At 33.1% G+C, this 15,934-nt stretch carries 10 protein-coding genes; 6 read left to right on the plus strand and 4 right to left on the minus strand.

Annotated elements, in window-relative coordinates:
- Positions 1–17: 17 nt before the first annotated feature.
- Both EKM03_RS09605 and tsaD read right to left on the minus strand, forming a co-directional pair.
- The gene (locus tag EKM03_RS09605) at positions 18–722 is read right to left on the minus strand and encodes a 16S rRNA (uracil(1498)-N(3))-methyltransferase (RefSeq protein ID WP_126460036.1); all 705 of its coding nucleotides are present in this window, start codon (positions 720–722) and stop codon (positions 18–20) included.
- A 3-nt stretch (positions 723–725) separates the two neighbouring features.
- Complete coding sequence (tsaD, locus tag EKM03_RS09610) at positions 726–1,748, minus strand: tRNA (adenosine(37)-N6)-threonylcarbamoyltransferase complex transferase subunit TsaD (RefSeq protein WP_126555958.1); 1,023 nt, start codon at positions 1,746–1,748, stop codon at positions 726–728.
- A 193-nt stretch (positions 1,749–1,941) separates the two neighbouring features.
- Here tsaD and EKM03_RS09615 point away from each other — a divergent pair, with 193 nt between their 5' ends.
- The 4 genes from EKM03_RS09615 to EKM03_RS09630 all read left to right on the plus strand — a co-directional run bounded on the left by EKM03_RS09615 (position 1,942) and on the right by EKM03_RS09630 (position 9,827).
- On the plus strand, positions 1,942–6,384 hold the full coding sequence (locus EKM03_RS09615; protein WP_126460030.1) for a translocation/assembly module TamB domain-containing protein: 4,443 nt from the start codon (positions 1,942–1,944) through the stop codon (positions 6,382–6,384).
- A gap of 384 nt (positions 6,385–6,768) precedes the next feature.
- Entirely contained in the window at positions 6,769–7,755 is a 987-nt protein-coding gene (pfkA, locus tag EKM03_RS09620) for a 6-phosphofructokinase (protein ID WP_126460027.1), read from the plus strand.
- 75 nt (positions 7,756–7,830) lie between these two features.
- Positions 7,831–8,835, plus strand: coding sequence for a type I glyceraldehyde-3-phosphate dehydrogenase (gene gap / locus EKM03_RS09625; protein ID WP_126460023.1), 1,005 nt, complete (start codon positions 7,831–7,833; stop codon positions 8,833–8,835).
- Positions 8,836–8,975: 140 nt separating this feature from the next.
- The gene (locus EKM03_RS09630; protein ID WP_126460020.1) at positions 8,976–9,827 is read left to right on the plus strand and encodes an N-acetylglucosamine kinase; all 852 of its coding nucleotides are present in this window, start codon (positions 8,976–8,978) and stop codon (positions 9,825–9,827) included.
- 155 nt (positions 9,828–9,982) lie between these two features.
- Here EKM03_RS09630 and EKM03_RS09635 read toward each other — a convergent pair whose 3' ends face one another.
- Both EKM03_RS09635 and EKM03_RS09640 read right to left on the minus strand, forming a co-directional pair.
- The gene (locus EKM03_RS09635) at positions 9,983–10,363 is read right to left on the minus strand and encodes a RidA family protein (RefSeq protein WP_126460017.1); all 381 of its coding nucleotides are present in this window, start codon (positions 10,361–10,363) and stop codon (positions 9,983–9,985) included.
- Positions 10,364–10,412: 49 nt separating this feature from the next.
- Complete coding sequence (locus EKM03_RS09640) at positions 10,413–13,163, minus strand: putative LPS assembly protein LptD (RefSeq protein WP_126564193.1); 2,751 nt, start codon at positions 13,161–13,163, stop codon at positions 10,413–10,415.
- 83 nt (positions 13,164–13,246) lie between these two features.
- Between EKM03_RS09640 and EKM03_RS09645 the strand changes: the two genes are divergently transcribed.
- Positions 13,247–14,404, plus strand: a complete 1,158-nt coding sequence (locus EKM03_RS09645) for an N-acetylmuramoyl-L-alanine amidase (RefSeq protein ID WP_126460009.1) — start codon at positions 13,247–13,249, stop codon at positions 14,402–14,404.
- A 562-nt stretch (positions 14,405–14,966) separates the two neighbouring features.
- On the plus strand, positions 14,967–15,932 hold the full coding sequence (locus tag EKM03_RS09650) for an MlaD family protein (protein ID WP_126460005.1): 966 nt from the start codon (positions 14,967–14,969) through the stop codon (positions 15,930–15,932).
- The last annotated feature ends 2 nt before the right edge of the window (positions 15,933–15,934 follow it).

Here is a 15,934-nt window from a genome sequence, read left to right on the forward strand (position 1 = left end):
CCAAACACGTTTTATTATTATTCATTGACAAAGTGTATGCTGTGACAAGCCACTATTGCTGCCGTTTCTGTTCGTAGCCTTGTATTTCCTAATGAAACCGGAATGTACTTGTTGTCAATTGCCAATGCAATTTCTTTTTCTGAAAAATCACCTTCAGGGCCTATTAGTAGGGTCACATTTTCATTTGGTTTCAAAACGGATTTCAATGATTTTTTATCCGTTTCCTCACAATGGGCAATTAATTTAAGGCCTTCATAGTTGTGTTTTAAAAAATCTTTCATCAATATGGCCTGATTTAATTTCGGCAGGTATAATTCGTTAGATTGCTTCATGGCAGCTAATAAAATTTTATCAAATCGTTCATTATTGATAACTTTTCGCTCTGAGTGATCACAAATAATAGGTGTGATTTCGTGAATGCCTATTTCGGTTGCTTTTTCCAAAAACCATTCGTAACGGTCATTCATTTTAGTTGGCGCTACAGCCAGATGTATGTGAAATTTTGCAACTGGGGCTTTTTCGAACGAAAGGATTTTAACGGTGCATTTACTGTCGGATGCCAGTGTTATTTCTGTTTTAAATAAGTAGCCTGAGCCATTGGTTACAAATAATATATCGGTATCTTTCTTGCGTAATACTTTGATAATGTGTTTGCTTTCTTCTTTATCAAAAGAAAAAATTGTCGTGGATTCTGTAATAGTAGGGTTAAAGAATAATTGCATAATTTATAATTGTATTCTTGCTTTAGAAACAACAGATGAAGTTTCAAATGTTTGGGTTAAAAATTTTTGATATCCTACAATTCCTATCATTGCAGCATTATCAGTAGTGTATTCAAATTTAGGAATAAAGGTTTTCCAACCATATATGTTTTCTGTTTCCTTTAATGTATTTCGGATTCCGGAATTAGCAGAAACGCCTCCGCCGATGGCTATTTGTTTGATCCCGGTTTCTTTTACGGCTAATTTTAATTTGTCCATTAAAATTTCAATAATAGTATGTTGGATTGATGCGCAAATATCATTTAGATTCTCAGCAACAAAGTTTGGATTTTCTAATTTTTTCTTTTGAATAAAATATAAAATAGCCGTTTTCAAACCGGAGAAGCTAAAATTTAATCCTGGAACTTTAGGTTTTGTAAACACAAATGCTTTTGGGTTTCCTAATTGCGCATATTTATCAATTAAGGGGCCACCAGGGTAGGGAAGTCCTAAAATTTTAGCGCTTTTGTCAAAAGCTTCTCCAACTGCGTCATCAGTGGTTTGACCAATTACGGTCATGTCAAAAAAATGATCTACTTTGATGATTTGTGTATGTCCACCGCTTATAGTTAAGGCCAAGAACGGGAAAGTGGGTTTTTCATAGCCCTCTTCCTCTATATAATGTGCCAGGACATGAGCTTGCATGTGATTTACAGCAATCAAAGGAATTTGTAAGGCCAGGGCAAGTGATTTTGCAAACGAACTCCCTACCAGTAGCGAACCCATGAGTCCCGGACCTTGTGTAAATGCAATTGCAGATAACTGTTCTTTTTGTATATTTGCCTTTCGAAGCGCCGCATCGACTACCGGAACTATGTTTTGTTGGTGTGCACGTGAGGCGAGCTCAGGAACTACGCCACCATATTGATTATGAATTAGCTGATTTGCAACAACATTTGACAATACTTTATCGTTGTGTAAAATGGCCGCTGCAGTATCATCACAAGAACTTTCAATGGCAAGAATAAAAACCTCGGGATTTTGCATAAAAAGGCATAAATTTGGAGTTACATTTGATGATTAGTTTACAAAAAATAACAATTTTGTAAAGGCCAAAATTAAAGAATTTTTATTTAAGGCACAGGAGTTTCCAGAGGTAAAATGAAATTTTAGAAAATTTAAATATATAGTAGGTATCAAAAAAATAAAAAAAATAGTATTTCGGTCTCTACTTGGACTAATCCTACTTTTACTTGTACTTGGTATTGCTCTTACCCTACCATTTGTTCAAACTAAAATAGCACAGTATTTCACCCGAAGTCTCAATAAAGACTTTGGAACTAATATTGCTATTGACGGAGTTGTTATATCTGTTTTTGGAGGTGTAAAATTCAAAAAAGTATTGATTCTGGATCACCACAAAGACACTTTAATTTATTCGGATAGAATTGCAACGACTATTTTAGAAGGTAAAAAATTGCTGGACGGTGATCTGATTTTTGGTGATTTGCGGTTGAGTGGTTTAGTATTTAATTTAAAAACGTACAAAAATGAAAAAGAGTCTAATCTCGATAAATTTATAGCCGCTTTTGAAACCGGAAGACCATCAACAAAAAAGTTTCTGCTCACCGTAAAGGAATTAAAAATTTACGATAGTCATTTTATTTTGACAGATCTAAATCGTGAAATTCCAAAAGACTTGGATTTTACTAAACTGAATGCTTCCGTAACGAATTTTAAAATTTACGGTCAGGATGTAACGACTATGATTGATAAAATGTCATTTTTAGATTTTCGGGGTTTGTATGTTAAAAATTTAAACTCAAAATTCAGTTATTCCAGAAAAAACTTAAAACTAGAAAATCTGAATTTGTTGACCAAAGAATCCACCTTAAAAGGGACTGTATTGTTAAATTATAAAATTGAATATTTTTCTAATTTTACCGATAAAGTACTCTTTGATATTAAACTGGATGCTGCCTCAATTGCTTCAAATGATATTCGTTACTTTTATAAAGAAATAGGGAAAAATCAACATTTTTATATCAAAGCATCTATTAAAGGAACGCTTAATGATTTGAAATTCAAAAATTTAAAATTAGTTGATGATCGGAAAACACAGATCAACGGTGCTATTAATTTTAAAAACTTGTTTGCTAAAAAAGGGCAGAAATTTTCGATGTATGCCAGATTTGACAAATTAACCTCTAGCTATGATAATTTGATAGTTATATTACCTAATATTCTTGGAAATAAATTACCCAGTTCTCTAAAAAAATTAGGACGATTTTCAGCTTCCGGAGTTTCAAATGTTTCTACAACTGTTGTCAAAGCTGATTTTTCTATGATAACGGCGTTAGGTAAAGTAATCTCTAATTTAGAAATAAAAAATATAAATGTTATTGATAAGGCTTCTTATATTGGGAACGTTATTTTAGAAAATTTTGATATTGGAACTTTATTGGATCAAAAAGAACTAGGAAAGGTAAGTTTGAATATGGATATCGATGGTAAAGGATTCAAAGAAAAATACCTGGACACAGCTATCAAAGGGAGCATTAGCCAAATAGAGTATAAAAAATACAATTACACGAATATTGATGTCAATGGAGTTCTTAAAAATCCGAATTACAGAGGACAAATTGCCATAAAAGATCCTAATTTAAGTATGAATTTTGAAGGTTTATTGGATTTAAGCAAAAAAGACAATAGATACGATTTTCACATTAATGTTGAAAACGCAGATTTGAATAAATTAAAGTTAATTAAGGATTCTATTGCTGTATTTAGAGGCGATGTGGTAGTTCAGGCATCAGGAAATACTGTAGAAAATTTTCAAGGAAATGTGTATATCAACGAAACCTCCTATCAAAATGCAAAAGACACGTATAATTTTGATGATTTTACCATAAATTCAACTTTTGATGAAAATAGAGTAAGAACCATGACTGTAAATTCACCAGATATTGTTCAGGGTGAAATTGTGGGTAAATATGAATTTAACCAATTGGAAAACCTGGTAAAGAATTCTTTGGGAAGCCTGTACACGAATTTTAAGCCCAACAAGGTAAAGAAAGGACAGTTTCTTAAGTTTAATTTCTCTATATATAATAAAATAATTGAAATATTTTACCCTGATATTTCTATTGCACCCAACACCATTATTAAAGGAAATATAAACTCCGATAATCAGGAATTTAAACTCAATTTTAATTCGCCTCAAATTATAGCTTCAAACAATATACTTGATAATATAAGAGTTTCGGTAGACAATAAAAATCCGCTTTATAATGCCTACATAGAACTGGACAGTATAAAAACAAAATACTATAAAATACGTGATTTTAGTCTGATAAATGTCACAATGAAAGACACACTGTATTTTCGTTCGGAGTTTAAAGGGGGACCAAAAGCAGAAGATTATTTTAATCTGAATTTATACCATACTATTAATCAGGATAACAATAATGTAGTTGGAATTAGTAAATCAGAGGTGAAATTCAAAGATTATTTGTGGTTTTTGAACGAAAAAGAAGCAACTGATAATAAAGTTGTTTTTGATAAATCATTTCAAAATTTCAATATTGATAACATTGTGTTGTCACATGAAGAACAGGAAATTTCTTTAGTGGGCCTTTTTAAAGATACTACAATTAAGGATTTACAACTGAGTTTTAAAGATGTGGATCTAAACAAAATCACGCCTGCTAATGATAAATTTATTGCACATGGAAATATAAATGGAAAAGTAAATTTCAAGCAAAATAAAGATGTTTTTCAGCCTACATCTTCTATAGTTATTGATAATTTGAATTTAAATAAAATAGATTTAGGAACTTTAAATTTTGAAATTGAAGGTGATGAAAATCTTAGCAAGTTTACCATAAATTCTAATTTAGAGAACAAAAATTTTGAATCATTTAATGCGGATGGTAGTTTTGAAATTGTCAATAAAGAAACCATTCTTGATTTGAGGCTAAAATTTGATAAATTTAATATCGCAACCTTGAACTCTTTGGGTGGTGAAGTATTGTCTAATATACGAGGTTCAATAGCCGGTAATGCTACCATAGAAGGAAATCTTAAGAAACCTAGTATAAATGGCAGGCTGTACCTTGACCAAGCAGGAATAACCATACCCTACCTGAATGTGGATTACGGTTTAAGTGATAACACAATTATAGACCTGACCGATGACCGATTCTTGTTTAGAAACAATACCTTGACAGACACAAAATTTGGCACTGTAGGGAAGTTAAACGGAAGTATTGGGCATACTAATTTTTCGGATTGGAAATTAGATTTAACCGTTAATTCAAAAAGGCTTCTAGCATTAGATACTAAGGATACTGAAGATTCAGCTTATTATGGTACTGCATTTATAGATGGAGTTGCCACTATAAAAGGACCAACTAATTCATTGTTTATAAAAGTAGCTGCAAAATCAGAGAAAGGAACAGCCATAAAAATTCCTATTAATAATGCCGAAAGTGTAAGTGATAATATTTTTCTTCATTTCCTGACTGCTAAAGAAAAATACAATGTAAGGAACGGTATTGTAGAAAATACCCGGAATTATAATGGCCTTGAATTGGAGTTTGATTTTGATATTACACCGGATGCCGAAGTAGAGGTAATTCTAGACCGAAACACAGGTCACGGAATGAAGGGGAAAGGTTTTGGCTCTTTGTTGTTTAAAATAAACACGACGGGGAAATTCAATATGTGGGGTGATTTTCAAGCGTATGAAGGGACTTATAATTTTAAATATGGAGGACTGATAGACAAGAAGTTTGAGGTCAAAAAAGGAGGGTCAATTTCCTGGGAAGGGAATCCGATGCGCGCACAGTTAAATCTTGAAGCAGTATACAAAACTACTGCAAATCCTGCAATTTTGTTAGAAAATGCTTCTTTTAATACGAAAGTCCCCGTGGAAGTAGTTATAGGAATTAGAGGCGATTTGACTAGTCCGGAACCCGATTTTAATATTGAATTTCCAACAGTCAGCACGGTGTTAAAATCAGAAATCCAATATAAGTTAAATGATAAGGACGTGAGACAAACTCAAGCATTGTATTTATTATCTTCCGGTGGATTTTTAAGTCCGGAAGGAGTAAGTCAATCTGATTTTTCAGGAAGTTTGTTTGAGACCGCCTCTAGTCTTTTAGGAGGAATAATACAATCTGACGATGAAAAATTCAAAGTGGGTCTGAATTTCATTGGAGCCGACAGAAGAATAGGAAGAGAAACAGATGGACGGTTTGTTGCAACAATTTCATCCAAAATAAACGAAAGAATAACGATCAATGGAAAACTAGGAGTTCCTTTTGGTGGGATTAATGAATCCGCTATCGTAGGAGATGTTGAAGTGTTATATAGGGTTAATGAAGATGGAACACTTAATTTACGATTGTTTAATAAAGAAAATGATATCAATTATATTGGGCAAGGGATTGGTTATACCCAAGGTTTAGGAGTTTCTTACGAAGTAGATTTTGATACTTTCAAGGAGTTAGTCAATAAAATTTTTACGAATCTAAAAATAGACAGAGTGACAGTGCCCGCCGCTGAAGATCAAGATTCTGACTTATCTCCGGATTATATTAATTTTATGAAATCTAAAAAACCCAAAACAGAAAAAACCAAAAATAATCAAGAAGGTTTAGTCCCGGAGGAAAACTAATTTTTTTGTAAACAGGAGGAATCAGAACCAAGAATTCATACAAATGAGAATGAGAATCAGGATCAGGATAGGAGATTAACAATATCTGCTTCAGTACCAATTAAAAGAATTTCAGACTTACCACAAGGACGTTTTTTTTTAATTCCTCATTTGTAAATACGTAATGGATCATTGTCATAAAACAATCATAAAAACGCTTAAATTGTTAATTATCAAATAAAAATTCATTATTTTTTTATTTTGTTAAATAAAATTCGTTTTATTTTGATTTTTCGAAAACTTATTAACGAAAACGTTTGAATTTTGGTTGCTTAACTAATTTATAAAAAACACGGCTCTGTAAGTGCTGAATGTTTGCTAGTTTTACACTTTAATACTTAAATAATGCCAAAAACAATAAAAAAAGTTGGTGTTCTTACTTCGGGAGGAGACTCACCAGGTATGAATGCAGCAATTAGATCCGTTGTTCGGACATGTGCGTATCATGCTATTGAATGTATAGGAATATACAGAGGATATCAGGGAATGATTGAAGGCGACTTCAAAGAAATGGGACCTCGTAGCGTAAACAACATTGTTAATAAAGGAGGGACAATTTTGAAGTCAGCACGTTCTTTAGAATTTAAAACTCCAGAAGGAAGAAAAAAAGCACACGATAACCTGATTAAAGCAGGAATAGATGCTCTAGTAGTAATAGGGGGCGACGGTACTTTTACCGGTGGTTTGTTGTTCAATAATGAATTTGATTTTCCAGTAATGGGAATTCCGGGAACTATTGATAACGATATTTTTGGGACCACCCATACTTTAGGATATGATACCGCTTTGAATACCGTTGTGGATGTCATTGATAAAATTAGAGATACCGCAAGTTCACACAATCGTTTATTCTTTGTAGAAGTGATGGGTAGAGATGCCGGTCACATCGCTTTGAATGCCGGTATTGGTGCCGGTGCCGAAGAAATTCTGATTCCCGAAGAAGATTTAGGATTAGAGCGATTATTAGAATCCCTGCAAAAAAGCAAGGCTTCTGGTAAATCATCCAGCATTGTTGTAATAGCAGAAGGAGATAAAATAGGGAAAAACGTATTTGAATTAAAAGATTACGTAGAAGCTAATTTGCCGGAATATGATGTTAGAGTTTCTGTTCTGGGCCACATGCAACGTGGCGGTTCCCCTTCTTGTTTTGATCGGGTTCTTGCCAGTAGATTGGGCGTAAAAGCAGTTGAATCTTTGCTGGAAGGCAAGTCAAAGTTCATGGTAGGGTTAAAGAACGATACAGTTTCATTGACACCTTTGGAACAAGCCATTAAAGGCAAAACAGAAATTGATAGAGAATTATTAAGAGTTTCAGACATAATGTCTACATAAAGGGATTAAAGTTTATAGTGAGGAAATTAGACTTTAGAGCAAGTTAATATTTAAATAAACAAAAATTAAAGTAAAATGTCAAAAGTTAAATTAGGAATAAACGGTTTTGGAAGAATAGGGAGAATAGTTTTTAGAGAATCGTACAACAGAGATAATGTAGAAGTAGTTGCAATTAACGATTTATTAGATGTAGATCATTTAGCTTACTTATTAAAATACGATTCAGTTCACGGACGTTTCGCCGGAAAAGTAGAAGTGAAAGACGGAAAACTTTTTGTAAACGATAAACACATCAGAATTACTGCAGAAAGAGATCCTGCAAATCTAAAATGGAATGAAGTAGATGTAGATGTTGTAGCGGAATGTACTGGTTTTTTCACTACTATTGAAACGGCAAAAGCACACATCACCGGTGGTGCTAAAAAAGTAATTATTTCTGCACCTTCTGCTGATGCGCCAATGTTTGTAATGGGTGTAAATCATGACAAAGCGTTAGCTTCAGATACAGTGGTTTCTAATGCTTCTTGTACTACAAATTGTTTGGCTCCCTTGGCCAAAGTAATCAATGATAATTTTGGAATTGTTGAAGGTTTGATGACTACTATTCATGCAACAACTTCAACTCAAATGACAAATGACGGACCATCAAGAAAAGATTTCCGTGGCGGTAGATCAGCATTAGTCAACATGATTCCATCTAGTACAGGTGCTGCAAAAGCAGTAGGAAAAGTGATTCCGGAATTGAACGGAAAACTAACAGGGATGTCTATGCGTGTTCCTACTGTAGATGTTTCAGTAGTAGATTTGACCGTTAAATTAGCAAAAGAAACAACCTATGAAGAAATCATGGCTGTTCTAAAAACAGCTTCTGAAACCACTATGAAAGGTGTTTTAGGATATACCGAAGATGCTGTAGTATCACAAGATTTCGTTTCGGATCCCCGTACTTCAATTGTGGATGCTAATGCAGGAATTGGTTTGAATTCTACTTTTTTCAAAATTGTATCTTGGTATGATAATGAGTATGGTTATTCAAGCAAATTGATCGATTTATCAGTACATATTGCAGGTTTAAAATAATTAATTATATTTACAAAGTCCCGTTATCTTTATAGTAACGGGACTTTATTTTTTATTCCCTTTTTCATTTATATTTTGTTAATACCTTCCTTTATGAAAGTATTAGGAAATATAAGAACAAAACCAAAAACCAGAAAAAAATGAGATTAATAGTTGATAGTGGTTCTACCAAAGCCGATTGGATTGCAATAGATACAAATGGTAAAATATTGTTTACAACTCAAACCTTAGGATTGAATCCTGAAGTACTTGAAGAAGATGAAATTATTGAACGCTTAAATGATCGTTTTGATATTTTGCAAAACAAGAAAAATGCAACCCATTTGTTTTTTTATGGAGCAGGTTGTGGTACTGAAAGAATGAAAATTGCACTGTCTCAGGTTTTTCAAAAGTATTTTCCTAATGCTATTATAGATGTCAAAGAAGATACCTATGCAGCCGTTTATGCAACGACTCCAAAGGGAGAAAAAGCAATTGTTTCTATACTGGGGACCGGATCAAACTGCAGTTATTTTGATGGCAAAGAACTCCATCAAAAAGTACAGTCATTGGGATATATCGCCATGGATGATTGCAGCGGAAATGTTTTTGGAAAAGAATTAATCAGAAAGTACTATTTTAATAAAATGCCAAAAGAACTGGCCGTTGAATTCGAGAAAGAATACAACCTTGATCCAGATGCTATAAAAAGCAAATTGTACAAAGAACCCAATCCAAATGCGTATTTAGCGACTTTTGCGAAGTTCCTGATTCAGCACAAAGAAACGGAGTTCTGCAGAAAAATTATTTTCAAAGGAATGAAATCTTTTGTGAAAAATTACATAAAACAATACGATAACTGCAAAGAAATTCCAGTTCATTTTGTGGGGTCCATAGCCTTTTATCTCAAAGAAGAGCTGCAAGAAATATTTGATAAATATGAGTTGCAATTAGGCAATGTATTGCGACGACCTATTGATGGTTTAATTGCATATCATATTGCAAATAAATAGTTTTTCAGAGTTTATTTTTATCAAAAACCACTGTTAATTTACTTTAGAGCAAGTAAATCAACAGTGGTTTTTAATTTATAACTAATTTATAACGGACATTCTGAAATCGTTTCAACCGTTTTTCTTGTTTTAATAATGAAAGCGGAAAAAAAGCACTAAAGAATAGCGATCATTGAGATTTCAATATTCACATTTTTTGGCAAACAGGCCACTTGAACTGTTTCCCGTGCCGGAGCAGTTTTCTCGTTAAAATAGGAACCATAAACCGTATTTATTTTCCCGAAATCGGTCATATCCATAATAAATATTGTGGTTTTTACTATGTTTTCAAATGTCATTCCGGCGGCTTCCAGAACTGCTTTCATATTTTGCATGACTTGTTCTGTTTCGGCTTCGATTGAATCAAGAACTAACGTTCCAGTTGCCGGATTTATTGCAATTTGACCTGATGCATACAATGTGTTTCCTTTTAGGACTGCTTGGTTGTACGGGCCAATTGGTGCAGGAGCATTTTCTGTAAAAATTATCTTTTTCATACGTTCTATTTTATGTAATTCAATTTAGTTTAAAAGTCTCCTGGCCTAATTACCGATTTATAGTACTTCGTTTGTCCCATTTGATGTCGCTGAGCACGCCTGATTTTATTCCAATGAAGAATCCCCAGTTTGCATTATCACCAAATGGTGACCAGTTAAAATCCATTCTCCAACTTAATAAATCCCTTTCAAAACGAAGCTGAGTAAAGGTAACTCCTTTTTGAACAAAATCGTACCCGGTTGATATTCCTGCTTTCCATTTTGGAGTGATATCAGCATTAGCTGAAATCATTATCGAGTTACCAATGATTTGATTCTCTCTATTATTGTTTCCATAGGTCAAAGAATAGGCAAAGGTCATATCCCATGGTAATTTTGAATTAAAAAACTCAGAAATTTTATCTTCTCCATCATCTTCCTCTTCTTCGTCAAACTGACTTCTCCTGTTGTCTCCTAAGTCCGTATTGGTACCGAACAGATCATCTCCACGGCCCCCATTTCTTCGACTTTGTTCATTTGTGTCTTTTTCTTTTTTATCATTTCCTTTACTGGAAATAGAGTAATTTAAAGTCATATTAGAACTTGTCATTCTAAAAAGGCTGCCGCCGTTGTTAATATTAAAGACATTAATTCGGTTTCCGGAGTTATCAATCGCATAGGGATCTAACGTTGCGCCAAAATTGACATTCATTTTATTTTGAAAAAGTTGGGTACCACCACTAACTCGTATCGGCGCAAAAGCTAATGAATTGACACCATCTGCATCTAAATTATAGCTGGTAGATAGGTTTAAGTTATTCAGCAGCATTATTTTTTTAGGTTCAACCTTGGTGCTATCGCTATCAGTAACTTTTGCTTCAAAAGTGTTGCTCAAATCAAATCCTAACGAATTCGAATTATTCAATCCTGGGGCTCCAAAAATCCCGCTTTCAAATCTGGAATATTGTTTTGTCATTGTCCCGGTTGCATCGGATGCGTAGGTGTCATAATATTTTTCGAAACTTGGGGTATACCCATACGAAACAGATGGTCTCATGACGTGCCGAATTGATTTTATCTTTTTGTTTTCACCAAAGTTAAAAGTTCCATAAATAGTGGTTCCCAGACTTGAGGAGAAGGAATAGGTTCTAAAGGCATCAAAGCCATTAACCGTTTTATCGACTACGGTGCTTTGGTTTTGATCAAAACTTCTTTCAATTGTTTTGGTATACCAAATTTCTTCATAATTTACGGATGTAGACGCACTGAAATATTTAAATAATTTAAAATTGGTGCTTAACGGAATACTGTGTTGGAAACCAATTTTTGCATCCCGGAACATTTGTGGCTTGAAGAATAAAGAATCGGTAGTAACAATGCTGTTTCGGCCATTCAGATTATATTGTAAATTGATGTTCTTGAAAAATCCTTTTTTTACGCCGTCTTTCCCCACAAAAGGATAAATCCGATCCACACTCAGTTGTAGTGTAGGTAGTGTCATATTGATTTCTGCGGTTTGTGTATTTTGCGAGTGAGTTGCAGTCAATGACATTCTAACTTGTGGAATTGAAGTGAATGTTTTTGAATACGACACAGAAGAACTTAAGGTATTATTTAGATTTGAACCAATATTTATCTGATTGATAGATTGTCGAAAATATTTACTACTTCCAAGATTCACAGAGGCCGAAAAACTAGAATTAGGATTCGATTTAGAGTCTTTGGAATGGGACCATTGTATGTTATAAATATTTTGTTTTAAGTAATCAGGGTAGCCTCTTTCGCTGGTAATTAAGTTTTCAAATCGAATGTTTAAGTTTCCTCTATAATTGTATCTTTTGGCATAACTGGATTCAAAACGCAACCCGTAACTGCCATTAGTATAATAATCGCCTAATACGGTTAAATCATAATTATCACTCAAGGCAAAATAATACCCTAAATTTTGCAACGAAAACCCTCGGTTGTTGGAGTCGTTATAGCTTGGTAAAATTAATCCTGAAATGCTGGTTTCTTGGCTCATTGGAAAAAAAGCAAAAGGCAATGCAATTGGAGTAGGAACATTTGCAATAACCATATTAGTCAATCCCGTAACTACTTTTTTACCTGGGATGAATTTTACTTTGCTGGTTTGAAAATAATATTCTGGATTGTCTACATCTTTTGAAGTAGTAAAACGGGCTCCTTTTAGAAAATAAACAGAATCATTTTCTTTTTTGGTCTGCGTTGCTTTTATTTTAAATTCGCCTTGATCTGATCGTGAGTTCCAAATTAAAGCTTTTTTTGTTTTAAAATTAAATCGGATAGAATCAGGTTCAATAACATTAGTGCCCTGTTTGAAATTTGGAAACTGTGTATAAGCTCCTGTAGAATCTTTGATGCGACCGGCATATACCTCATTTTTTTCATAATTCATTACAATTATACCAGACTTCAATTCAATGTCTTGATAATACAATTCTGCGTTATTATACAAAGTAATGAGCTTTTTCTTTTGATCAATTTTAGCATATTGATCGGCTTTGTATTTTACCTTTCCGTCAAGGAATGCTTTGGTAGGCTTTATACTGTCTTTTTGTATTGAATCCTTCTCTTTTGTAGTAGTTGCAACAGTAGGAACCTTTTTGATAGTTCCTAAAGTAGTACTATCTATTTGTTTACTAACGGAAATCGCCGTCTTTTTTTTTGATATATCTTGAGAATATAATTTTCCAGACCCTAAGGATAGGAAGATTGATAATAAAACGATATTAAATAAGTTTGTATGCAAAGGTTTAAATGCTATTTTTGTAAAATTATGGCCTGTTTTTTGAGATGTCAAACTTACATATAAATTTTTGTCAAAAATAGTCAAATAAATAAATTTATACCCTTAGTCTTCTAATTAAATTAACTTATAGCTTTATGCACAACACCTATAAAATTAAAATTACAATAACTTTTTTGATGACGATAATATCGCTATCAGCCTTTTGTCAATCTAATGTTTTTAAAGTAACACTTGATGCGGGGCATGGCGATCATGATTTTGGTGCTGTATATGAAGGACGAATAGAAAAAAACATAGCTTTGGCTGTCGTTCTAAAAGTTGGTAAGTTATTAGAAGCTACTCCACAAATTGATGTGAATTTTACACGAAAAACAGATGTTTTTATTGACTTAATTGAAAGAGCCAATATTGCCAATAGATTCAATGCTAATATTTTTGTGTCAATTCATTGTAATGCCAACAGAAATACCGCTGCCGATGGTACAGAAACCTACGTGATGGGTTTAAGTAAGATAGCCTCTAACCTAGAAGCGGCTAAAAAAGAGAATTCTGTAATCACTCTTGAAAAAGATTACAAACAAAAATATGAAGGATTTGATCCAAACTCTCCGGAAACTATGATTGGGATGACCTTGATGCAGGAAGAATATTTAGACAACAGTATTTCACTGGCCAGTAAGGTAGAAGATGCTTTTGCAGATTTAGGAAAAAAAATACGTGGAGGAGGAGTTAAACAAGCGCCATTTATGGTGCTTCATAAAGCCTACATGCCACGAGTATTGATAGAAATGGGGTTTATTTCTAATCCGACTGAAGGAAATAGATTAAATTCAGAAGAAGGCCAGAACGAAATTGCCAAAGCCATTGCAGGAGCTATAATCGATTATAAAAAAGAATATTTTGGAAGTGGAGAATCGGAAGCATTTGAAGTAAAGCCTTCGCAAAAAATTATTGAAAAACAAGTTAAGGATACTGCAACGCCTTTAAAATCAAAAACAAACCTTCAAGTTATTGAAACTAAAAAAGCAATCGATAATACTAAAACCTCATTCAAAGTGCAACTTTTGGCTAGTATCAAAAAAGTAGCGCTCCTGCCTAGAAATTTTAAAGGATTAAAAAATATCTCTGTTGCCTATGAAAATAGAGTCTACAAATATATGTATGGAGAAACAACGGATTACGATGAAGCAAGAAAGCAATTAACAGAGGCAAAAGAGAAAGGATATGATACTGCTTTTTTGATCGCTTTTAAAAATGGAGAAAAAATAAGCATTCAAGAAGCGATTAAATAACAAGTGCTACAGTAGTATTGATTAAAAAAATAAGTTTTATTTCGAAAATAATACGAGCGAATTCGCAATTCTAAAAGTATTTTTATTGGTCTTGTTGAACTTTTTTTCTCAGACCGATTTATTTTATTTTAATGCGGTCACGGCGGTAAAAACCCAGTAAATTTGCACAATAGTTTTGTTGAAAAGCAAATGCGCTTACGACAATATTAAAGTTAAAAAAACAGATCTAAAGATGCGTACGACGTTCAAGTAGTCTATCCCAAAACAACATATTTGTTAAACTATAACTGGTTTTATTAAATAAAAAGTTAAAAGCATCTAATTTCAAAGTGTCTGAAGAGCTTCTACTGATAGCGGATGACAGGATCATTAGTATTAGCTATAAATCTAAATATCAGATTATTATTTAGCAAAAAAAAATCGATATGGTTAAACCTAAAAAGATACGTCCGGACACTTAATTGCATTTAATGTTGGAGAAAAAATAAGTGTAGAATAAGCTCTTAAATAATAACAACAACTTAAAATATTTTACATTAAATTTGTAAAAAATACTTGAATTTTGAAAATAACACGAGAAATTAAAACTGCTATCTTAGTAATTGCTTCTATTTTATTATTTATTTGGGGCTATAGTTTTTTGAAAGGAAGAGATCTTTTCACAAATTATAAAACATTTTATGTAGAATATAAAAGTGTTGAAGGTCTAGCCACATCCTCACCTGTTACCCTGAACGGTTTGGTGGTTGGTAAAGTAAATAGTATTACCATAAATGAAAACACAGGACTATTATTAGTTGAATTGCAATTGAAAACTGATTTTCCTATTTCTAAATCCAGTAGGGCTTCTATTTATGAGCCAGGATTTATTGGAGGAAAACAAATTGCAATTATCCCTAATTTTAAAGATAAAAGCTTGGCACTTGATGGTCAGAAATTGCAAGGCGGAGTGAAATTAGGACTTACTGATAAAGTAGGGGATCAATTAGCACCTCTTCAGGAAAAACTAGAAAAACTATTGTTAAGCACGGATAAATTAATTTCCGGTTTTAATAACGTTCTGGATCAAAAAGGGCAGCAGGATTTAAAACTCACTCTAGCTGAATTGAGCAAAACCATTGAACAATTTCATAAAGTGTCCTTAAATGTCAATACTTTATTAGAAACGAATAAAGCACAAATCAACGGAGTCGTTAGCAATTTTTCTAAAATATCGGGTAATTTTTCTAAAATATCAGATTCCTTGAATAAAGCCGATCTTGGAAAAACGGTAAAAAATCTCAATGCAACTCTAGGAAGAGTTGATGGTATTATGAGTGGTTTAGAATCTGGGAAAGGTTCTATGGGTAAATTGCTAAACGACGAGGCTTTCTACCAAAACATAAAAAACGCCACAAAAGAATTAGAATTATTATTACAAGATATTAGACTTTATCCCACTCGATATGTCAATATTTCTTTATTTGGAAAGAAAAATAAACCGTATGTAGGTCCTGTAAATGATTCTATATCTAATGAAATAAAATAGCA

Source organism: Flavobacterium sp. GSP6 (assembly GCF_003984855.1).
GTDB lineage: Bacteria > Bacteroidota > Bacteroidia > Flavobacteriales > Flavobacteriaceae > Flavobacterium.